The sequence below is a fragment of the Nocardioides sp. T2.26MG-1 genome (genome assembly GCF_950101795.1).
In the GTDB taxonomy this organism is placed as follows: domain Bacteria; phylum Actinomycetota; class Actinomycetes; order Propionibacteriales; family Nocardioidaceae; genus Nocardioides.
Window position 1 is genome coordinate 264,391 of the sequence record NZ_CATNLZ010000034.1, and the last position, 20,841, is coordinate 285,231.

23 protein-coding genes are annotated in these 20,841 nt (G+C 69.7%); 7 read left to right on the forward strand and 16 right to left on the reverse strand.

Annotation, left to right across the window (positions count from 1 at the left end; genetic code table 11):
* Positions 1-139: 139 nt before the first annotated feature.
* On the forward strand, positions 140-3,271 hold the full coding sequence (locus tag QQZ14_RS21670) for an NACHT domain-containing protein (protein ID WP_284536503.1): 3,132 nt from the start codon (positions 140-142) through the stop codon (positions 3,269-3,271).
* 515 nt (positions 3,272-3,786) lie between these two features.
* Here the strand turns inward: QQZ14_RS21670 and QQZ14_RS21675 are convergent.
* From QQZ14_RS21675 to QQZ14_RS21745, 15 genes are all read right to left on the reverse strand, one after another.
* Positions 3,787-3,984, reverse strand: coding sequence for a hypothetical protein (locus QQZ14_RS21675; protein ID WP_284536504.1), 198 nt, complete (start codon positions 3,982-3,984; stop codon positions 3,787-3,789).
* 82 nt (positions 3,985-4,066) lie between these two features.
* The gene (locus tag QQZ14_RS21680) at positions 4,067-4,906 is read right to left on the reverse strand and encodes a hypothetical protein (RefSeq protein ID WP_284536505.1); all 840 of its coding nucleotides are present in this window, start codon (positions 4,904-4,906) and stop codon (positions 4,067-4,069) included.
* A gap of 56 nt (positions 4,907-4,962) precedes the next feature.
* Positions 4,963-5,529 carry a hypothetical protein gene (locus QQZ14_RS21685; RefSeq protein WP_284536506.1) on the reverse strand — a complete coding sequence of 189 codons (567 nt, stop codon included), beginning with the start codon at positions 5,527-5,529 and terminating at the stop codon, positions 4,963-4,965.
* Positions 5,526-5,801: a hypothetical protein gene (locus QQZ14_RS21690; RefSeq protein WP_284536507.1), complete on the reverse strand. Its 276-nt coding sequence runs from the start codon at positions 5,799-5,801 to the stop codon at positions 5,526-5,528. Before QQZ14_RS21690 ends, QQZ14_RS21685 begins: the two co-directional genes overlap by 4 nt.
* A gap of 23 nt (positions 5,802-5,824) precedes the next feature.
* A complete protein-coding gene (locus QQZ14_RS21695) occupies positions 5,825-9,082 on the reverse strand; it encodes a LysM peptidoglycan-binding domain-containing protein (RefSeq protein ID WP_284536508.1) in 3,258 nt (1,085 codons plus the stop codon).
* Positions 9,079-9,537 carry a pilus assembly protein TadG-related protein gene (locus QQZ14_RS21700; RefSeq protein ID WP_284536509.1) on the reverse strand — a complete coding sequence of 153 codons (459 nt, stop codon included), beginning with the start codon at positions 9,535-9,537 and terminating at the stop codon, positions 9,079-9,081. The genes QQZ14_RS21695 and QQZ14_RS21700 overlap by 4 nt, the downstream gene beginning before the upstream one ends.
* Positions 9,534-9,932, reverse strand: coding sequence for a TadE/TadG family type IV pilus assembly protein (locus QQZ14_RS21705; protein WP_284536510.1), 399 nt, complete (start codon positions 9,930-9,932; stop codon positions 9,534-9,536). Before QQZ14_RS21705 ends, QQZ14_RS21700 begins: the two co-directional genes overlap by 4 nt.
* A 47-nt stretch (positions 9,933-9,979) precedes the next feature.
* Complete coding sequence (locus QQZ14_RS21710) at positions 9,980-10,330, reverse strand: TadE family protein (RefSeq protein ID WP_284536511.1); 351 nt, start codon at positions 10,328-10,330, stop codon at positions 9,980-9,982.
* A gap of 64 nt (positions 10,331-10,394) precedes the next feature.
* Entirely contained in the window at positions 10,395-10,598 is a 204-nt protein-coding gene (locus QQZ14_RS21715) for a hypothetical protein (protein WP_109691881.1), read from the reverse strand.
* 70 nt (positions 10,599-10,668) lie between these two features.
* Positions 10,669-11,583: a type II secretion system F family protein gene (locus QQZ14_RS21720; protein ID WP_284536512.1), complete on the reverse strand. Its 915-nt coding sequence runs from the start codon at positions 11,581-11,583 to the stop codon at positions 10,669-10,671.
* The gene (locus QQZ14_RS21725; protein WP_284536513.1) at positions 11,580-12,512 is read right to left on the reverse strand and encodes a type II secretion system F family protein; all 933 of its coding nucleotides are present in this window, start codon (positions 12,510-12,512) and stop codon (positions 11,580-11,582) included. Before QQZ14_RS21725 ends, QQZ14_RS21720 begins: the two co-directional genes overlap by 4 nt.
* A 5-nt stretch (positions 12,513-12,517) precedes the next feature.
* Positions 12,518-14,197, reverse strand: a complete 1,680-nt coding sequence (locus QQZ14_RS21730; RefSeq protein WP_284536514.1) for a CpaF family protein — start codon at positions 14,195-14,197, stop codon at positions 12,518-12,520.
* Positions 14,194-15,033: a MinD/ParA family ATP-binding protein gene (locus tag QQZ14_RS21735; RefSeq protein WP_284536515.1), complete on the reverse strand. Its 840-nt coding sequence runs from the start codon at positions 15,031-15,033 to the stop codon at positions 14,194-14,196. Before QQZ14_RS21735 ends, QQZ14_RS21730 begins: the two co-directional genes overlap by 4 nt.
* A gap of 3 nt (positions 15,034-15,036) precedes the next feature.
* Positions 15,037-15,717 carry an SAF domain-containing protein gene (locus tag QQZ14_RS21740; protein ID WP_284536516.1) on the reverse strand — a complete coding sequence of 227 codons (681 nt, stop codon included), beginning with the start codon at positions 15,715-15,717 and terminating at the stop codon, positions 15,037-15,039.
* A gap of 338 nt (positions 15,718-16,055) precedes the next feature.
* Positions 16,056-16,508 carry a helix-turn-helix domain-containing protein gene (locus QQZ14_RS21745; RefSeq protein ID WP_284536517.1) on the reverse strand — a complete coding sequence of 151 codons (453 nt, stop codon included), beginning with the start codon at positions 16,506-16,508 and terminating at the stop codon, positions 16,056-16,058.
* Positions 16,509-16,845: 337 nt separating this feature from the next.
* On the opposite strand from QQZ14_RS21745, the gene QQZ14_RS21750 reads away from it, so the two are divergent.
* Together QQZ14_RS21750 and QQZ14_RS21755 are read left to right on the forward strand one after the other, a co-directional pair.
* A complete protein-coding gene (locus QQZ14_RS21750; RefSeq protein ID WP_284536518.1) occupies positions 16,846-17,190 on the forward strand; it encodes a hypothetical protein in 345 nt (114 codons plus the stop codon).
* 67 nt (positions 17,191-17,257) lie between these two features.
* Positions 17,258-18,544, forward strand: a complete 1,287-nt coding sequence (locus QQZ14_RS21755; RefSeq protein WP_284536519.1) for an ATP-binding protein — start codon at positions 17,258-17,260, stop codon at positions 18,542-18,544.
* Here QQZ14_RS21755 and QQZ14_RS21760 read toward each other — a convergent pair.
* Positions 18,541-18,765, reverse strand: a complete 225-nt coding sequence (locus QQZ14_RS21760; RefSeq protein ID WP_284536520.1) for a hypothetical protein — start codon at positions 18,763-18,765, stop codon at positions 18,541-18,543. The two genes, QQZ14_RS21755 and QQZ14_RS21760, sit on opposite strands and share 4 nt — an antisense overlap.
* Positions 18,766-18,951: 186 nt before the next feature.
* On the opposite strand from QQZ14_RS21760, the gene QQZ14_RS21765 reads away from it, so the two are divergent.
* From QQZ14_RS21765 to QQZ14_RS21780, 4 genes are all read left to right on the forward strand, one after another.
* Positions 18,952-19,359, forward strand: a complete 408-nt coding sequence (locus QQZ14_RS21765; RefSeq protein WP_179530371.1) for a hypothetical protein — start codon at positions 18,952-18,954, stop codon at positions 19,357-19,359.
* A gap of 98 nt (positions 19,360-19,457) precedes the next feature.
* A complete protein-coding gene (locus QQZ14_RS21770) occupies positions 19,458-19,625 on the forward strand; it encodes a hypothetical protein (protein ID WP_284536521.1) in 168 nt (55 codons plus the stop codon).
* Positions 19,622-20,335 carry a hypothetical protein gene (locus tag QQZ14_RS21775; protein ID WP_284536522.1) on the forward strand — a complete coding sequence of 238 codons (714 nt, stop codon included), beginning with the start codon at positions 19,622-19,624 and terminating at the stop codon, positions 20,333-20,335. Before QQZ14_RS21770 ends, QQZ14_RS21775 begins: the two co-directional genes overlap by 4 nt.
* Positions 20,336-20,351: 16 nt before the next feature.
* The gene (locus QQZ14_RS21780) at positions 20,352-20,696 is read left to right on the forward strand and encodes a hypothetical protein (protein ID WP_284536523.1); all 345 of its coding nucleotides are present in this window, start codon (positions 20,352-20,354) and stop codon (positions 20,694-20,696) included.
* The last annotated feature ends 145 nt before the right edge of the window (positions 20,697-20,841 follow it).

Below are 20,841 nucleotides of genomic sequence, written 5' to 3' on the forward strand. Positions count from 1 at the left end.
TCCTTTCGTCCGTGGCTGTGCACGGCAGAAAGGTCGCGAGCGGGCGTCCCCGCATCCGTCCCCCCAGACCCCTGATTTCAAGGGGGGACGCTGAGGGGGGACGCGCGTTTGCGCAGGTCAGAGGGCGTCCCCCCGAAAGTTGAAGAAGTTTCTGGCCAACCCCTTGCGCAGCCCCGCCGCGTGTCGAGATGCAGCGAAAACGAGGCGATCGGAAATTCGCCTCAAGAACACTGAATCGGTAGAGATTCGCTCGGCCAGCCGGGGCCTCGTCGCCGATGCCGATCGGTTCACGCACCGTCAGCTCGTCGAGCTCGTCCGCCCACACCTCCAGGAGCTGGAGGCGGCCCGCACTGACTCCGTCGTGGTGACTGCAGAACCGGGAGCCCGTGTCGCCGGGCGTTGCTACCTTGAGCTGTCCCCTCGAATCGTGGAGTCGCCCTTGAAGCACCAGCTGCAGTTGCTGAGCCCCGGTGCCTTTCAGTCGATGGCAGCCGCCCTCGCGATCGCCCAGTTCGGCTCGGGAGTCCAGGTCATGGGCGCAGGAAAGGACGGCGGCCGCGACCTCTACTTCGAGGGGTCTCTGACGTTCGGCTCGGCCGACGGTTCCACATCTGAGACGCTAACCGGGTACACCGTCTTCCAGGTCAAACATCACGACAAGGTCTCCGACTCGGAGACCGCCAATGCCTCGTGGCTTTGGGGAGAAGTGAAGAAGGAGCTCGACGCCTGGTCCGAGTGGGACAAGAAGGACCCGCGCGACCCGGTGCCCGACCAACTCATCTTCATCACCAATGTCGCCCTCACGCCGGTTCAGAACACTGGCGGCCACGACGTGATCCACAAGAACATCAAGGCCTACCGGGACAAGCTCAACGACGCGAGCCGCGACATCGACGATCAGAACGCCATCCTCGACAAGGTCCAGCGACGCAAGAGGATCGCGCACATCAAGACGATCCGATTCTGGGACGGCAACCAACTCGACGCCCTGTTGAGCACCAGCGACGCGGTACGTCGTCGATTCGACGCGTTCCTGACCGCCAGCGACGTGTTCACCTTCATCTCCGAGCTCACCGGGAATGTCCCGGTAAAGGACAGCGAACCGGTGTTGCTCGACCAGGCCCGCACGGAGCTCCTCTCCGACGGACTGGTCTACTTCGATGACGCCGGCGACCGCGACAACCGAGGCATCCCAGTGCACGAGGTCGCAATCGACCTCCCAGTGACGTTCCCAGGAGGAGGAATCAGGAGCACCGTGCTGGGGCATGTGCTCGAACGCGGCGACAACATCCTCGCCCGAGATATCACGGCCGTAGACGGGCCGCGGCACATCGTGCTCACCGGCCAGCCGGGCAACGGAAAGACCACGATCTCCAAACTGATCGTGCAGGCCTACCGCGTGGCCGCACTCAAAGGCTCAACTGCACTGGGCGCGAACCACGACGCGGTGATCGCCGGCACCGAGGCCGTGCTGCAGAAGCTGGGACACGAACTCCCGCGGCACCGTCGATGGCCACTGCGCATCGATCTGGCGCATTACGCGGAGGAGCGGGGCCACAAGCTCGACGAATCACTGATGCGCTACGTGTCCGAACGCATCAGCAAGAAGTCGAACCACGGAACCGTCACGCCAGCCACCCTCACCTCCTGGCTCCGCGCCTGGCCATGGGTTGCCGTATTCGACGGCCTCGACGAAGTCACCGAGCCCGAGACCCGGCGCACCGTGATCGAGCGGGTGGTGGAGTTCGTCAACAACGCCGAGGGAGACCGATGCGACCTCCTTGCGGTGATCACCACGCGACCAGTGGGCTACACGGAGAACATCGACCCAACGTCGTTCGAGACCGTCGCGTTGGACGACCTCACCCCCAACGAAGCGCTCGCCTTCGGAGCCAAGGCCGCCCAGGTGCGCCTCAATGGCGACGAGGAGCGGATCGACAAGGTCACCGTGGCCCTTCGCAACGCCGCCCAGGATGAGAACCTCGTCAAGCTATTGCGGACTCCGCTGCAGGTGCTCATCTTGTCGATCATCGTCGACGGTGCCGGGACCATCGCGCCCGACCGGTACAGCCTGTTCTGGAGCTACTACGACACCGTCGTACGGCGCGAGCGCAACAAGCCGACTATGGTCCGCACGTTGCTGACCAAGTACGAGCCGTTCATCCACCAACTTCACGAGCGTGCGGGTTTCGTGCTGCAACAGCGCAGCGAGACCGCCGACCACTCCACCGCCGTGCTGACCGAGCCAGAGCTGCGCGACATCGTCTGGCACATCCTCGACGAGGCTGAGTTTCAGCCTGACGGGCATCACTCTGACGTCCTGGATTCGATCATCAAGTCAGCAACGCAGCGGCTCCTCCTCATTGCGCCAAGGAGCGACGGCTTCGGCTTCGACGTGCGCTCACTCCAGGAACTCATGGCGGCGAGGCGAATCAGCGACGCGCCCCTGGAGACCCTCATCGACAGGCTCCGTCTCCTCGCGCCCAGCCCGCACTGGCGCAACACCTGGTTGTTCGCGACCGGACGGATGTTCGCCGAACCGCGCGCCCACGAACACCAGGCCGTGGTCGAACTCGTCGAGACGATCGACGTAGGTGCAGCCGAACGAATCGGCGAGCACCTACCGATCGGCCCCGAACTCGCTCTCGACATACTCGACGACGGCATGGCTCGCGCCTGGCCAAGTTGGAGCCGGCGAATCCTCGCCCACGGCCTCCACGTGCTCGACGCTCCCTCCGCCTTCAACCTCGACCGGGCCCTACGCATCCTTCTGCGGTACGCCGACGGCGGCGCCGACCAACGAGACGCCGTAGCGCGAATGATTCGGGACGACCTGACCGCGACGGCAAACCGCCTGACCCTCGCCAGCGCGGCCGAGATGGTGCCCGCGATCGAACGCGATCTGCGCGTCCACGAGCGCACGCTCGGTCTCAGCTTCGTCTTCGACCAGTTCGCCAGGAGCCCGCACCCCGCAAGCCCTCGCGTGGACTGGGACGCCTTGAACGAGGAACTGGACACAAGCCCCCACCCGGACACGCTCGACCCCGTTATCCGCGGTGCGGCCGACGCGCTAGAGGCAATCAAGAACGAGGTCTTCACCGAGGAGCACGAAGCCGACCTCGTCGCCTGCCTGAACCACCCTGAGGCAGCCGAAGTACTGAGCGCGGCTCTCACTCACGTGCTTCCTGGCGACGTGGCGCTGTTCCTCCAACTCAGGTCCGTTCTCTCACAACGCTTCCGCGACCCCCTCGGCGACCGCATCCTCGCCTGATCCGAAGCCCCGTTCGCCGCCATGCTCGGCACTTGGGGGCGACTACCTCGCTTGTCGTGATCTCCGTCGCCGCAGATGGTCGCCCTGGGGGAAGACGACCGGTCTGCAACGGCCGTCCCCTCCGGCCACCTCGATCTTGAGCGCCGGTCTCGGCTCCGACCCGCCCACGCAATCTCTGTCGGCGACAGCCGCTCAGACTTCTTTGCAACTCGACACCGCGAAGTGCCCGGTCGAGCTGCGCCTACCGGGCACTGGCGCGGCCGCGATCGGCCAGGTGAGCGGCCCACCCCGGCGGCGCCGCGGCGAAGTTTCCGGTTCCTCTGCGGCCCCGCGACGGGGCGTGCTCTACTTGGCGCCAGAGCCCCAGGTGACCCGAGACGCCTGGGGCTCGCCCCTTGCATCGGGCACCCCATCGGGCCGGCTATCGCCCGAGCCGTCCCGCCGCTATGCCGCCGGAGAAACGAGAAGAGGTCCCCGTCCTTACTCGAGGACGGGGACCTGGTTCTGACGCGGAGTTAGCGGGTGACGCCGACGCCGCGTGGGCTCATGTAGGTCGCGACCGGAACGATGCTCAGGTGCCAGGTGGCGCTCCACTCAGCGAAGGTCGAGAAGCCGCCCGGCCCCGGCTTCTCCGCGGCCACGATCGCCTCACCGTCGCGGGCCATACGTGCGATCCACTCGGCCGGTTGGTCGTCGCCGAGCTCGCCGTCCACGACCACCGGCGGCTCGGCGACGAACTCACACCCTCGGGAGCTCGGTGAGGCGACCCCCGACGTTCTTCATGCCCTTGCCACGTCATTGGGTCAGCACCTGTGCCTCGCCGATGCGGATCGGCAGCGGGTCGGTGGTCAGGTCGAACTCGATGGTTCCGGACTGGCCGCCACCGGTCCACTCGACAACCCAGTGGCTCGTGGCAGTGACCTGGTAGGCGCCGTCGGGCTGGTCCGTCGACATCTTCGCGTAGCGGTGCCCGCAGGTCGGCGAGTCCTGCTTGCCGTAGTGATCGGCGTACGGGGTGCCCTTGCCGGTGCAGTTCACCTTCGTCCCGTCCCCCATGTCCCACACGATGCTGGAGACGCTGGCGGTGGCACTGACCGAGACCGATCCCTCGCTGGCCGATGCAGTGATCGGGCCGAACGTGTCGTCGGTGGGGCTGTCGACCCACATCCACACCGGCAGCCCCACGAGGCCGACCCGGTTTGGGCCAGACTCGGGGACAATACCGATCTTGATGGGGTCCAGGTCCATCGAGGCAATCGCTCGCTGGGCGAGCACTACCGGGTCGATGCCGACTTCACCCGTCTGCACCCAGGTGTACTCCCAGGACGACCCGGGCGGTGGGAAGTAGCAGACGTGCCAGGCGCCGTCTTCCTCCGTCTGGCCATCCGGCGGAACAAGATCCTCGCCCAGCTCCTCAGCAGACGGTCCGATCCAGCACTCGTGCAGGCTACTCCACACCGACCCTCCGGGGCCGGTGCACGGAATCTCGCGGCCGTTGTAGTTGCAAGTCGAAGAGCCACCAGTGTTGCCACTGCCGTTGTCACCGCCATTGCCGCCGCCGTCCTCGTCTTCACAGACGACCTCACCGGTCTCCTCGTCGACGTCGCAACCATCAGCGTTGGCTGCGGGCGCCACGGCGACTGCGACTACGAGCGACGCCCCAAGCATCGCCAGAAGAGCGAGAAATCGTCTCAGCATGACTCGTCCCACAGGAGATCTGATTCGGACACCTTCCACGTGCCCTTGTCCTTGATGAGGGTGTACTTGACCGGCACAGGGTTGCGAAGAGGGTTGCCGTCCGGAGCGGTGTAGTCAGGCTTCCGCACGTTGCCCTTCACCTTCACCGTTACGCCAGAGCGGTCCTCGCAGTCGGTGATCTCGATCGAGTTGCCCCGGTTTCGGGGCTCACCGAGCATGTGGACGAAGCTGCCGGTCTTGGTGACATCTGCCTTCTTCATGCCGACCACGGTTTCCTGCAGCTCGAGGAACTCGTCGCCCGTCGCGACCGGGTTGAGGGTCTTGAAGTCGATCGTCCGCTTACGGTGCGCCAGGTCCCTCACCTCCAGGTATCGCGTCAGCTGCGCGGCCGCCTTCTCCTCATCTGTCTTCGGAGTCGGCGAGCTGGTGGGCGCCGTCGGTGATTGGGACTGGCTCGGGGTCTCCTGGACCGTGGGCTCGTTGTCGTCGCCGCCGCAGCCGGTGAGAGCCAGGGCGAGGGCGAGGGCCACTCCCCCGAGTGCGGAGTGGTGCTTCCTCATGCGGTGTCTCCTCCTGTGGTGGGCGGGGCCATGACGGATCGCTGGTTGACGTCGTTGGCGATGTGCTCGAGGTGTTCTTCGGCGGCGTCGACGAGCTCTGCGAGCGAGCCGTTGTCGGCCGGGTCGAACCCGAACTTCTTGTCGGCGTTGTAGAGGGTTCGGATGGTGTCGCGCACGAACACGGCCCGGGCGACGCGGCGGGCGTCGAGGTCGGCGTGGTCGGCGCCTGCCGGGGCGTAGCGGCCGGTGATCTCCTGGTCGAACGTTGCCATGTGCTGGTGCTCCCTTCCCCGAGTCAGCTCGCGAGCCAGCCGTGCGTACGGATGATTGTCTTCGTGCGCTCCGACAGTTCCATGGGCGCGTCGCCGTCGTCGGACCGGTTGCAGATCTCCTCGCGCAGGATCCGGTCGGCCTCGAGCTGGTCGCCCTCGGCCTTCATGACGTGGGCCAGGCACAGGCGGGTGCTCTCGCCGTCGGGGTCGGCCCGGTTGGCGACGTACGCCGCGGAGCGGGCCTTGACGAGGTCGCCGGCGGCGAGGGCCTCGGTGACGACGATGAGGGCGACGTCGGCGATCCAGCCGCCCGCCATGAGGTCGACGCGGTCGGGCTCGTTGGCGAGCCAAGCCCACCCTTCCTCGCGCAGCTGGCTGAACGGCTGCGCCTCTCCGACCAGCTCGAGCGCGGTGCACAGGTCCGCGACACCTTCGGCTCCGCCGCGGGCCTGTCCGCGCTTGCGGAGGCGGAGGAAGAGGTCGAGGTCGACGAGCAGGCCGTCGTCGACCTGGTAGACGTTGACCCCGGTGACCTTGGCCGCCGGTGCCTTGTCCGCGTAGGGCAGGTGGTCCTCGCCGGTGCGGGGGTTGGTGCCGAGCCAGTCGCGCACGATGTTTGTGTAGTCGCGGACCTTGCCGTCGGAGATCGAGAACGCGTCGCGGATCTGCTCGCGGGTGGCGCCGTGCTTGCGGTGCAGGGCGAGGAAGGCCAGCAGCTCGGTGAAGTACGGCTTGCGCTTGGCCAGCGCCTTGCCGTGGGTGCGCGCGGTGACCGGGCCGAGCAGGGTGAGCCGCGGACGGTCGCAGTCGGTTGAGAACCAGTCGGCGATGTCCTGGTCGAGGGTGGGGTCCTTCTCCTCGACCTCGGCGCGGACGTGGGCGGGGACCTTGGGGGCCAGGGCATCGAGGTCCTCCTGCACGATGGCGCTCTCGCGGATGTAGTCCTCGTCCTCGCCCTCGAGCAGGGAGGACATCGGCTCGTCGACGGCGTCCTCGGGGGTGTTGCGCGGCAGGGTGTACTCGCGGCGCAGGGCTCCGGAGGAGTCGGTGTAGGCCTCCCAGCCATCGGTGGCGGTCTCGTCCACCGGGGTGTCGACGTACTCCGGGGTCTCGCTCTGGGCATAGACCAGGGCGCAGCCGCGGGCCTCGTCGCTGGTGAGCCCGACCGCGATCAGGTTGAGGTCGGCGTGCTCGAGGACGACGCGGCCGGTGTTGGTCATGTGCAGCACGGCACCGGGAGTGTTGGGGCGCTCGCCGGCGACCACGATGGAGGTCGCGGACTGACCGACGTTGTCGTTGACCAGCTGGAGCAGCTGCTCGAGGTCGTCGGGGTCGCCGGCCGCGGCGTCCAGCAGCAGCATCCGTGCGGGCCAGGTGTCGTCGTCGACGCTGCCGGTGCGGGCCGTGGACACGTCGGTGTCGTGTCGCTTCGCACGGTCGACGGTGGTCACCGCCGCGGCGAGGATCTCCGCGGTTGCGGGCGTCCCGGCCGCGCCGGTCGGGTAGTAGGTGATCCGCTCGTCCATGGCGACGGTCTCCTCTGCCACGCCGATGCAGTCGACCTGGACGCGACGCGACCACGGGTTGACGGCCAGCTGGGCGGCGAGGTGGCGGGCGAAGTCGCGGCCGTAGGTGGGGTCGCCGCTGATGGTCAGTGTGGAGAGCGCCTCGCAGTTCAGCAGCCAGGTCTCGCCGGTGTCGCTCATGCCGATGGTGGCCAGCAGCGGGTAGGGCGGCTCGACGTTGCCGGTGTCGGGACCGAGGTCCTCGAACGCGGTGTCGGTGGTGACGTGCCAGTGGGTCTGGTCGGGGCTGCCCACCCAGGGAGCGGGGACGGCGGCCGGCGCGCTCAGGTGCAGCGTCAGCTTGCCGTGCGCGAGCTCAACCGCGGCGAGCGGCGGCATCGTGGTGCCCTGGGCTCCGACCGCGGCCGCGAGGCGCCGCAGGGCCTCGTCGGCGAACTCCACGGTGGCGGCCGCGGCGGAACCGGTCGCGTTCAGGGTCATCTCCACCGGCGCGAGCTCGGGCGGCGGGGCGGCGATAGCGCGTCCGGGCGGCCGGTTCCGGAAGGCGGAGCGCCGGCGCGACCGCAGGGCCATGAGCAGGGCTCCGGAGAGCAGGACGCCCCCGCCGGTGAGACCGGCGAGGACCCAGGGTGCCTCGAGGATCGAGTCGTCGGTGTCGTCGACCTGGTCGACGTCGGCGGCCGGCGCCGCCGGCTCCTCGGCCTGCGGGACCTCCGGTGCGGCGGTCTCCGGCGCCGGGGTCTCTTCGGGGACCGGCGGGCTTTCCTCGGCCGGCGGGTCGACCGGCGGCTGCTCGTCCTTGGGCTCCGCGGGGGTCTGCGGCTTGTCCTCGCGCGGCTGCGGCTGGCGCTGCCGGTCGTCGACCGGCGTCGCGGCCCGGATGTTGAGCTTCCAGCCCACGTCGATCACGTCGGGATCGGTCAGGTGGACTCCGCCGGGCTGGGTGATCGTGGTGGAGGCCTTGTAGATCTCCGGCCAACGGTCGGCGTCTCCGAGCTTGTCGTGCGCGATGTCGCTGAGGGTGTCGTTGGGCTGCACGGTGTAGACGTGCGCCGGTGCTGCGTCGGTGGGCGCCGGCAGCTTGAGCACCCATCCGGGCTCGAGGAAGCTCGGCTGGGTGCCGAGCAGGTCGGGGTTGAGCTCGGCGATGTCCTTGTAGCGGGCTCCGTCACCGAAGTGGTCTTCGGCGATCGACCAAAGGCTCTCCCCCGGCTTCACGACGTGGTCGACGGTCTTGGGGCCCTGGCGCTCCTGCGTCGTCTCGGCCTTGACGTCCTGGCGGGCGGGTCCCTGCTGTGAGGCGTGGTCGGCGCCGGCGGTGACGTGCCCCACCGTCGCCGGGGCCGCGGCGGCCGAACTGATCGTTGCTGCCTGCGTGGCGATGGGGGCGGCGATGAACAGCAGTGCGGCCAGACCGATGAGGCCGCGCGCTGCGGCCTGGGGCCTACCCAGACCTGGCAGTTGAGGTGCCTGGACCTTGCGGAGCGCTGCAATGGCCTCCACAACAAGGCTCAGGGCCATAAACGCCCAGGCGACCCAGCCGATCACCTTGAACAGGCCGAGAACGAGCGTGCCGTCGTCGGGCGCCAGGAGCGCGTTCTTGACGCCACCCAGGGTGGGCATCTGGTCGGGGATCGGGCTGGCGCCGATCGCGAGGAAGAGAGCGGGCAGGCCGAGGACGATGCCCAGCACGGCGAGCGAGGCGGCGAGGCCGGTGAGTCGCTGGCCGATGGTGGGATGGGTGGGCGTAGTCATCTCTCGATGCCTCCTTCGGCGCGGATGAGCCGCGCGGACGCCTCCCCGGTGACCTGCATGGAGTCCAGGCCGATGATCCCGAGGAACTTGCTGGTGTAGGTGTCGGTGGTGGTGACGATCAGGGTGTCGCCGTTGACGACGCGCGCGGTTCCTTCCACGCCGGCGGCGTGGAGGTAGTCCTGGGCGGCGGCCTTGGCGGCGTTGATGTCGACCCGGAGGTCCTCACCGCGCACCGCGGTGGAGCCCTGGACCTCCTGGGCGCCGGTGCGGGCGGCCTGGGCGGCGGCACTGCGCGCCTGCTGCTGGGTGTGGACTTTGCCGCCGAGGTCGACGGCCATCCCGACGAGGATGATCATCACGAAGGACGCGGTGGCGAACCAGACGCTGATGGAGCCGCGCTCATCGCGCACACCACGCGTTCCGAGGCGGCGCAGGCGGCGCAGGCGGCTGATCATCGGCGCTCCCGGTAGGCGTCGACGGGGCTGCTGGCGGTCGCGATGATCGTCCTGGTGCCGGGCAGACCGGGGATGGCCAGGTCGGCGACGTCGACCATGCAGGTCACCGTGGCGGTCACCTGGGCGGTGGTGCCCAGCGGGGCGTTGAACGCCGCGGCGTTGACCGTGACGCTGGTGGTCGCGCACTGCAAGCCCTGGTCGTTCAGGCTGCTGGTGGCCGCGGCCTTGCCCGAGCTGATCGCCTCGCTCTGGGTCCGCTCAATGGACGCTGCTCGAGCTGCCTCGTAGGCGGCGGCCTCCACCGACTGCTTGGCGATCTCGACGCGTCCGCCGAGGATGATCATCGCGATGAACAAGCCGAAGGCCGGGACGCCGATCGCGGCCTCGATCGCCACGGATCCGCGCTCGTCCCGGCGGCGTCGGGAATCATGAACTCGCCAGGTCATTCGGTCAGCCTTTCGACCGGGACGCTGGCGCTCTGCTTGACGGTCACCTGCCAGCCGGGGATCACGCTCAGCGACTTGCCGGTCACGACGATCGTTGCCGTGGTCGTGGTCCGTGATCCGGAGACGCTGGTGGAGGTCATCACGTCGGAGCCACCGGCGTGGTTGAGGAAGGTGTTCGCCGTGGCGACGCCGGACTCGTGGGTTCCGGTCTCGCTGCCTGCCTCGCGGGCGCCCTCCTGCGCGGCCGCGAGCGCTACCTGCTTCGCGTGGTAGTACAGGGCTCCCTGGACGCCGAGGAACATCAGCAGGAACAGCGCGGGCATCAGGAACACCATCTGTATGGTCACTGATCCGCGCTCGTCCCGGCTGCGGCGCTGAGAGCTGGCGAACATGACGAGAAGCCGGTCCTGCCTACTTGATCTTGCCGGACTCGCTGGTCACGAAGGCCCTGATGGCTGCGACGACGATACCGACGATGGCGATGGCGGCCACCGCCCAGAGCACCTCCTGAATGGTGACCGAGCCGCGATCGTCGCGCCGTCTGGTGACGCGGTTCTCGACGGATGCGAGCGCCGCCATGGCCGCCAGCTGGAGGGCGATGAAGAGCTTCAACATCGGGGGTCTTCCTTCCTTGGTTGTTGGGTGCGGTCTAGGGGATCCCGAGGTGGGGTCGGTGTTAGGTCGGTCAGGTGGCGAAGCGGAGCATCGAGGGGGTGACGAGGATCGCCATGAAGACGATGCCGAGGAGGCTGGCCGGGATGTACATGCGCTCGGAGGCGGCGTTGGCCTTGCCGAGCTCGGCGCTGAGCATCGCCGAGCGAAGCGCCGCGGCGCGGGCCCTGAGGTTGTTGTAGATCTGGGCTCCGTCCTGGCCGGACTGCTGCATGATGTCGGCGAGGTCGTCGAGCTCGGGGACGCCGAGCTCGTCGGCCAGGCTGTGCAGGGAGTCCCATGGTGCGCGGGTCATGTAGCGGGCGCGGCGCAGCTCGCTCTCGATGCGCTTGAACACCCACTTGTCGCCGACCTCGGCGGCCGAGCGCAGGGCCTGCTGGCCGCTGGATCCGTCGCGGACGCCGGTGGCGACCATGTCGATGTAGGCGCCGAGTGCCCGGTTGAACTCGATGCGGGCCTTCTTGGCGTCGTCGGTGGCGTTGTAGTTGGGCATGAACCAGAACAGGGCAGCCAGGGCCACTGAGCCGAGGGTGGGGATCGCGAACGGCAGTGGCAGCCCGATGAGGGTGAAGAACGCGGCCAGCAGCGGCGGCATGACGAGGCCGAGCAGGGCCCAGACGACCTTCTCGCCGTAGAACCGGGTCTCACTGATCTGCAGGATGGCCAGGTCTTTGCGGGGCGTGTGTGCCCACGCGCCGCCGGGGAGGTTCTTCATCGCCCACAGGCCGATCCGGTCGACGGCCGAGCCGGTGTCGGTGCCGGCCTCGTCGACGCCTGGGGTGCTGCGGCGGGGCACGACGCGGTCGGGCGAGAGCCGGTCCAGCGCGTCGACCAGGTCGGGGTCGGAGGGCGCGAGGCGCCACACGAGCAGGGCGAGGGCCAGTCCGAGGAGGGTGCCGCTGGCGAGCGCGAGCTGTAGGCCGGTCATGCCAGTGCTCCTTCCTTCTCGCCCGGTGCTGTGCGCTGGGCGGCGCGGTGGGCGTTGCGGGCCTGGAGGTCGAGGAACCGCGGGAGCGGCTTGGCAACGGCCATCCGGCGCATCCAGAGCAGGGTGGCCACGTACGCGGTGAGCAGGACGGCGAGGACCACCTGACCCAGTGGGGTGCCGTAGGGCTCGATGTAGTCGCCGGTGAAGGCGAGGATGCCGAGGACAGCGAGGGTGATGACGGTGACGGTGCGGGCGGTGGTGCGGGGTTTGGCCTGGTCGGCGGCGATCTGGCGGCGGGCGCGGACGTCGGCCGCGACGGTCTCGGCGAGGGCGTCCAGTGCCTTCGACAGTCCGGCCTGTCCGCGGCCGCTGGCGGCCAGGATCAGCTGGCTGGCCACGACGTCGCCGGTGGAGTCGTTGAGGTCCTCGGCGAAGGCGCGCAGGACGTCCTCGGTGGAGGAGGTGTTGTTCCACAGCCGCGAGACCATCAGCCCGACCTCGCGCTCGATCGGCTCCGGTGTCGACTGCAGCGACTTGATGAGCGCCGAGCGCAGCGACTGCCCGGCGGTGAGCTTGCCGGACAGGGACCGGGTCCACTCCTCGAGCGCCTCGAGCTTCTCGATGCTCGCGGCGGCCGGCGGGGGCGTGAGGAGCAGCGGGATGCCGACGATCGCGGCCGGGACGAGGACGATGGCGATCACCCAGCCGGTCACCAGCGCGACCAGGAGGCCGGCCACGGCGCCGCCGATCACGAGCGTCCGGGTGCGACGGTCGAGCCGGACAAACCAGCTCCCGAGCCGTCCGAACGGGGTGGTGGTCCGGGCCGGCTTCGGCGGCTTGGGCGGCGCCGGGATCATCGCGTAGGCCATGCCGATCAGGCCGATGACGATGAGGGCGCCGAAGACGGCGGGCAGGAACCCCGATGACATAGGGCTCATGAGGTGGCCACCCCCGGGTTGGCCTGGGACTCGGCCTTGTACCCCTCGAGGTCGAATCCGTGGCGTGCCAGCTCCTGGGCGAGGAAGTTATCGAGCTTCCCGGTCGCAACGGCCTGGCCGAGCTGGTTGGGCGCGAAGATCGGGGTGGTGGCGTACCCGCGGGCTGCGTCGATGCTCGGCTGGACGACCAGGACCTCCTCGACCCAGCGCTGCTTGCGGAAGGTGCCGTCGCCGTTGGGGACGACCTCGGAGCGCAGGTACATCACGATGTCGATGGCGGCGGCGAGCTTGCTGATCGCCAGCTCGCGGGTGACCTGCGGGCCCTTCTCCATGGCGCAGGAGACGAGCTTCTCGATGGTGTGCTCGGCGCTGCGGGCGTGGGTGGTGCTGATCGAGCCCGGGCCGGACTCCATGGCCTTGAGCATGTTCCAGACCTCCGGGCCGCGGACCTCGCCGACGATCTGGCGGGCGAGGTTGAACCGGAAGGAGTGGTGGATGGCCTCCTCGAGGCTGAACTCACCGGCCTGGCGGCCGTCGATGCCGACCTCGCCGGATCCGGGGCGGTGCTCCCAGGCGTGGACGATCTTGTGCCGGTCGACCAGCTCGTGCAGGTGCAGCTCGAACTCGGTCTCGAAGGTGCCGATCATCTCCCAGGGCGGGATGCACGAGCACAGGGCGCGGACCCAGGTGGTCTTGCCGGAGCCCTGGACACCGGAGACGACGATGCTCTTGCCGGCCCGCACGCAGGCGGCGAGGAAGTCGGCCAGGACCGCGGTGCAGGCCTTGCGGTCGTAGACCATCTCGTCCATGGAGACCTCGCGCATGCCGTGGCGGCGGATCACGACCGAGGTGTAGGCCATCACCCAGGAGCCGGCAGCGAGCCGCGCTCCCCCGGGCAGCCGGAGGTCCAGGTGCGGGCGGGCCTCGGTGAAGGGCCGGTTCTGCCGGGCGCCGAGGTCGGCGAGGAACTCGCGCAGCCCGTCTTCGGAGTCGGCGATCGGGTCGGCCTCGACCAGGGTGCCGTCGACCAGCTCCAGCCACACCGCGCAGACCGGGCCGCGGGCGATGACGATGATGTTCTCGACGTCCTCGCGCTCGACTAGGGGCTGCAGGCGGCCCAGACCGAACAGGGCGGCGTGGAGGGCGGACTTGAGCGCCTTCTCCTGGTTCTTGGTCCACGGGGGCCGGCCGGTGGAGACCAGCGTCTCGGCCTCGGACTTGATGAGCTCCTCGATGACGTCGAGGCCCATCTGCTCGCGGTCCTCGTCGGTGACCCGGCCACCTTCCTTGTCGAGCCGGGCGGTCAGTCGCGAGGAGATCTCCGCGCGGTACTGCGCGATCAGCTCCCAGTCCAGCTCGACCCGGCCGTCCGCGCCGGGGGCGCTGTGGTGGTGCTCCTCCGGTGCGGGCGCCACCAGCGGGCGCAGGCTGAACTCCGAGCGGGCGCGGCCCGGAAGCTCCTGCTCGCTGGTCCAGGCGCCGGCGAAGATCGGCAGGGAGGTCGGGTCATGGTCCTCGACGACCGGCGGCGGGGGCGGCGGGGTGCCGTTGGTGCTGCGGCCGCGCGCGAAGGGCGAGGTCTGCTCCCGGTTCGCGGCGTGACGGGCCTCGAGCCACTCGTCGGCGCGCAGCGGATCGCGACCGTTGGTGTCGGGGTGGTGTCCGTTGGTGCTCATGCGTGGCCTCCGTTCGTGGGAGCGAGGGCGGCCTGGTTGGCGCCGAGGATGGACTGGATGGCCGCGGCGCTGGCTCGGTAACCGCGCAGCAGCCCGGAGGACTCGAACTTGCGGGGCTTGCGGGCGCCGTCGGAGTAGACCTCCGCCACCTCGGGCTCCCATTCCACGGAGGCGACGACGGGGATCTGCAGGGCCTTGGCGGTGTGCCGGGCGCTGTAGGGCCGGACTCGGGCGCCGGTGGGCATCGCGGGCCAGCGTCGCTCCTCGTTGACGAGGAGGACCCCGAGCCGAGACAGGCCACCGACTCCAGCGAACTGGGCGCGCAGGGTCTTGGCCCAGCTGGTGGCGCCGGCCAGGGCCGGCAGCGAGTTGCGGGTGACGAGTAGGGTGAGGTCGGAGGCGGCGATCAGCGGCTGGGGCCAGCCGGCGAGGCCGAGCCGGCCGGCGTCGACGATGACGTCCTGCCCGTTGCGGTCCATCGCACGCAGCTGGTCGGCGAGCGGCTCCCACAGCGGCAGCAGGCTCGGGGCCTGCTCGTGGGCGCGAATGCCGGGCAGGAACCAGGGCGCGCGCTCGGCCGGGGCCTCGGGGTCCAGCAGCAGCGTCTCGCGTGGGAGGGCGGCAGCCAGTGTCCCCTCGCGCAGGGAGAGGGCGAGGTTGATCAGCCCGCCGGTCGGCTCGTGGGTGCCGTGGAAGTACCCGGCGAAGACCGAGGAGGAGCCGGTCGGGTCGGCGTCGACCATGAGCACTGGTCGGTGCCAGTTGAGGGTGAGCCCGAGCGCCGTGGTGGAGACGCCGGGCGAACCGCTGGCGGAGGCGAGGACGATCAGCGCCATCGGTCAGCGCTCCCGGGCGTCCAGGACCAGTGCGACCCGCCCGGTCGCGGCACGGGCGGCCAGGTCGGCGGCATCGGCCTCGGGGACAGAGACGTCGACGACGGTCTCCCCTGTCTCCTCGACCCGGCTTACACCAACGACGACTGCCTCGACTGTGACCGGGTCCCCGTTAGTGATCTCGCCCTGGTCGCCGGGCGTGGTGACGATCCGGACCGAGTCGCCGGAGTAGAGCGGCTCCGAGGGCATCTGGCCGGGGGTGAGGCTGATGCCCACGAGGGACTCCCCCTCCCGCGGCACTAGGCTGTCGGTGACGGCCTCCTCCGTGAGCAGGGTGCCGGCCCACAGGTCGACGGCGGCGCGGCTGCCCTCGAGCTCGCCCTTCTGACTCCCGGCGACCGGGGTCAGCGCTGGGTCGACGCTGACCTGCACCACCGAGAGGTCCCCGGCCTCGATGGTCTCGCCGCGCTTGATGTCACGGCTGACGACCAGGACCTCTTGGGTGTCGTTGACCGAGGTGAACGCGAACGCGGTTCCCAGGGCGCCGGCGGCGACGAGGGCAGCACAAAGTGCGAAAACCCACGGCCTGCGGCGCCGCTTGAGCCGTGGACTGTTGTTGAGATTGGGCGCAGGTCGACTGGTGGAGGGCGCCTCGCCCGACGCACTTTGAGCGGTGTTCAGCGACATGGATCCCGAGTCCTCTCGTGTCTCGATCACCTACGTGTCAAGACGGGCCCTCGGCGATCACCACGAGCCCAACTCGATACCTGCACACTAGTGCATTTCTATCGAACGGCTCGGTTTCCACAGGTGACCGATTCCGAGATGACATCGCCCAGTCCTGACCGCAAGGGTTGCGCAGCTCATTCCCCCGATGGAATTAGCGTCAACGCCTCCGAATGCTCCGGAGTCCATGGGACCACAGATCGTCCGCTTCTTCCCGGACCAGTTTCTCGCCTGTGGATAGCGTCCAAACCCGGCTGCAGTTGCCCACTTGCGACGCCGTGCGGCTGCCGAAGGTCTCCTCAGTCCGAAGTGTCTCCGCCCCGCTGGCGCTGTCGCTGGGACTCACGGAAAGCCGCGACCACCGCATCGACGGCCACCCCGTAAGCGCGGGCGAGCGCTTCAAGCGACTCAAGTGCAGGGAGTCGGGCCCAGCGCCCCTGCTCCCAGGCGTAGTAGGTCGGGACGGCTACCTTCACGGCCATCGCGAGCTTCTGCGCGGTGAGCCCTGCCTGCAGGCGCAACGCCCTGAGGTCGGGGACCTCACCGTCGATCTGGATCAGCCGAAGCGTCGGGATGTCGAGGGCCTGGGCGAGCCTCACCAGGAAGTCGGGGCGCGGAGATGACGTGCCCAACTCCCAGCGAGAGATGCGCTCACCCCCAGCCGCTCCCACCAAGCGCGCCAACTCATGCTGAGTCAACCCCGCTTCCTCGCGAGCAGCCCTCAACGCGTTGGGGTCGATTCCGGAGGCCATCGCCGACGAACACTAGCGGTACCGATCGCCTGCGGGATCGGTCAGTCTGGGTCGCCCCGGACCGACGTGGGACCGCGGAGCCTGTCCGTCTCTCAGTGAGTGCGCCGCTGGCCACGCGGACACTCCTCGCCGCTCGGCGAATGACCTTGGGCACGGAATCGCGCCCAGCCTCGGTTCACCCTCGGTGGCCTCGCCCCCGCTGGCCGCCCGGCGCAAGCCCCGCACAGGGCCGTGAGTTCTCCCGCGCGATAACCGGCGGATTGTCCTGGTGTCGCAGATCGGGCTGATCGCTTAGCAACCTCCTTCGCACCTAGGTGACCAGAAAGCGAGGTGGACCATGAGCATTCCCCCAGCCGAGAACCCGGTCCCCGGTGTCGTCACCTTCACCGCCCGCGGAGACGCTGCCCTCGATCGTCTGGCCGAGGCCCTGGTGGCCGAGTGTGACGGCTCGTCAGGGGGCATCGCTGACATCCTCGAGCGGGTCCTGGAGGCCGACGTCGAGGACCTAGCCGAATGCCTGAGCGAGACGACCCGGCTGCACGCCGATCGACCTGGCCGCGGCGTCGACGAGGTCGGTTCCGCGGGCGAGAATCCCGACGATGCCGCCCGTCGTCGACTCGGAGCGCGCACGCCAGGCGCTGCCAGTACGCCTGGGACACGCAGCTTCGACGTCGGGCGCTGATCCGGCTCGACGGCATACACTTCGTTACACAAGGCCGCTGTGTAACAGAATGTATGGGAGGCCGCTGATGCTGCCCAACCCCTACGCACCGGGCGAACTGCCGCGGGTCCTGGCCGGGAGGGAACAACAGCAGGACCGGATTCGAGACTACCTGAGCCGGATCGGCACCTACGGCGAGATGGGCGGCCCGCTCCTGGTGTTCCTAGGCCCGCGCGGCGTCGGCAAGACCTCCCTGCTGCGCGAGGCCCAGCGCGACGCCGAGGCCCACGGATTCATCACCGCATGGGTGGCTTGCCGCCGCAACGCGCCGTTCCTGCCCGACCTGGTGAGCCGTGTCGGCAAAGCGATCGAGACCGCGGACATCCTGCCCCGGAGCGAGAAGGGCTCCTGGAGGCTCCGCCTGGAGAGCATCGCCCTGGAGTTCGGGCTGCCGAGCGGGGTGAAGGTGAGCGCGACGGCGGCGGCCGAGCGCTCCGGGGCGGACGCGCCCCCGCGCGGGGCGCAGATCTCGGCGATGGAGGACCTGCTGCACGAGACCAGCTCGCAGGTCCGCGCACGTGGTGGCGCTGGCCTCGTGGTCTTCGTCGACGAGCTGCACGCGGCCGCCCGTGATGACCTCGCGGTCCTGCTCAACGCGATGCAGAACCTGGCTGGACGGCGCGAGCACAACCCGCTGGCCATCATCGGCGCCGGCCTGCCCTCGACTCCGGGAGTCCTGGTCAACGCAGCCACCTTCGGGGAGCGCAGCACGTTCCTCACCCTGCCCCGACTCGAGCCGGCCGCCGCGGCCGCCGCGGTGGCCGGGCCGGCCGCCGAGCTGGGCGTGACCTGGACACCCGCCGCGCTGCAGACGATCGCGGCCGAGGCGCAGGGTTTCCCGTATCTGCTGCAGGTCCTCGCCCACGCGACGTGGGAGGTGGCCAAGCCCTCGGGAACCGGTGAGGTGCTCGACGTCGGCGAGGTCCAGGCGGGCCTGCCGCTGGCCGACGACCAGCTGACCTCCATGTACGCCGCCCGGTGGGCGGCCGCGACCGAGCTGGAGCGGCAGATCATGGCCGTGATGGCGCGGGTCGGCACGCCCACGGTGACGAGGGCGGAGATCGCCGAGCAGCTTGGCCGATCCACGCAGGCCCTGGGCGTTCCCCGCGAACGGCTGATCGACAAGGGGATCATCGAGCCCGCCGGGCGCGGCGAGGTGCGATTCACGATGCCCGGCTTCGACCGCTACATCCGGGAGACCCTGGCCGGCGAACCTGCGGACGCCGACCAGGGCACCGGCCAGCTGGCTACCGGGCGCCGCCGGCGTGAACTGCCGCCGGCCTCCGATCCCGGCCGCGGCACCCCTCGCCGCTAGAGCTGCCGGCGAGCCTGCCGCCGCAGGACGGGCTCGAGGTCGGCAACGCCCTCGCCCAGCGGCGTCGGGGGCGCGACGTCCGCCAGGTCGTCGAGCAGCTCGTCGACGTCGACGTTCTCCAGCTGCGGGGCGCTGTAGGCGTTCCACTCCCCCACCGCGGCTGCGAGCCGACGGTAGGCCTCGACGTCGGCCGGAGCGTTGAACCAGGCGGCCGCCGCCAATGGCCACGCGTCGCGCGATCAAGGCCGCCTGGTCGTCGATGGCCGATCAGTCTCCCGCCCGGACGCGCCGGAGGGAACCCCTGCGGCGCGGCTATCCACAGCCCACCGACCGCGTCCGCGCGTACGCCGGCGAGATCCGCGAGACTCAACGCCAACGAGACCTCCCCCAGCAGGAAGGGCGCCCTGGTGGACGACAACGACGAGCTCGAGGCGAGCGGGCACGCGACGGCGGCCCGTGAACACGTCTACGGCTTCAACCGCGCCACCCTGTGGGAGCGCGACCAGATCCCGGCCGAGACCTCGGATGAGCTCGCGGAGTTCGCCGACCTCGCGGCCGCGCTGCCCCAGGCGTTCTCGCAGGTGTCGAGCACGCTCGAGCGGGCACTGGCCGACCAGGTGCTCAGCATGGATGCGATGACCGACGAGTCCGACCCCGCCATGGCGATCGGCGTTGCGCGGCTCCATCTGGAGGAGGCCCGCGGCCTGGCGGTCGACCTCCACAAGCACCTGAACGCCGCCCGCAACGCAACCGCGCACATCATCAGCCAGGGCGTCGACGACGGGCAGGAGTCGATGCCCTGGGACCAGCCCTGACCTTTCGCGGCCAGATTTCTAGCCCTCGGTGATCGCCCGAGCGGGTCGACCTTCCTTTGGTGACTGAGAGATGACCCCGGTCAACCAAGGAGCTGCCCGTGAGCACGCCCACCGATTCCCCCTCCGGCGCACCCGACCGTGACCCGGTTCAGGAGGCCCGCGAACACCTCGAGCAGGCCCTGGCCGCGCTCGACCGTCTCCGCGACGTACTGCCCCCGTCGAGCAGCACACCCCCGCCCGACTCGGGAGGCGGTGAGTCCGCATGAGGACCGCCACCGCTCTCCAAGCCGCCGACGCCGTCTTCATGGCCGAGCAGGCCGTGGGACGCGCCCGCCGGGTCGTCGACGAGCTGCACAACACAATCAACTCCGCGCTCCGGGTGCTCGATGACGCTGAGCTCGACTCGGCCAAGGCCCGGCTCAGCGACCGTGGTGACTACTACCTCGAGGCCGCCGGCGAGCACCTGAGCCGCCTGCAGCGGCGCTGCAGCGACAACGCCGAGCTGGCCAACGAACTCACCGGACACCTAGAGCGGGCATCGAACGCCATCGCGACCGCCCACGACCTCCTCCAGGACGCAGACACCTCCGATCCCGAGATCACCAGTGAGGTCGCGCAGCTCAAGCCGCGCCTCGCCGTGGTGGGCGAGATGATCGACCTGGCCAAGCCGATGGCGCGCCTGACCGCCCAGCACGTCGACAGCGCGCATCTGGCGACACAGCAGGTGACTCCACCGTCGCTGCTGGAGCCGGTCACCCTCGAGCGGAGCATCGCGACCGCCGGCAAGGAGCTCGGCCGCGCCGACGAGGACGTGCGCCTGCTCGAGAACGTCGTCGACCACGCCGCGGCCAACGCCCGGCAGTCGGCCGGGATCGCCAGCGACATCACCGACAACGCCCGCCGGCGGATGGCCGAACAGGGACGCGCCCAAGTGCCGCGCCAGGCATCCCCGCCCGTCGCGTCGCCGGCGCGGTAAGCAGGAGGGGACGGTCATGAACCTCGATCAGGGCGGCCGCCAGCTGGCTGGCCTCATCCTCGATGCCGCCGGCCGCGGACAGCATGACCAGGTCGCCGACCTGGTCGCACCGCTGGACGCCGACCAGCTGCGGTCGCTGGTGGCCGTCCTCGCCGTCCAGGTCGACCAGACCCTGCCGGCGGCGCCGGCAACCGGACCGGCAGCGGTGTGCGAGCTGGCCATCAACGCCGCCGCGCCGATGTTCGGCACCACCCCCGAGGCGATCCTGAGCGCCGAGCGCAGCCGCCCCGTCAGCGACGCCCGCGCCGTGGCCATGACGGCCGCCCGCGAGGTCGGCCTGTCCCTGCCGGCCATCGCCTAGCACTTCAACAAGGACCACGGCTCGGTCATCCACGCCGTACGCCGCACCGCCGAACGCCCCCGGCTGGCCGACGCCGCGGCCCGGGTCACCGAGCACGTCAACGACCGCTACACCGCCCAACTCCCCCGATCCGAGGCCACCGTCG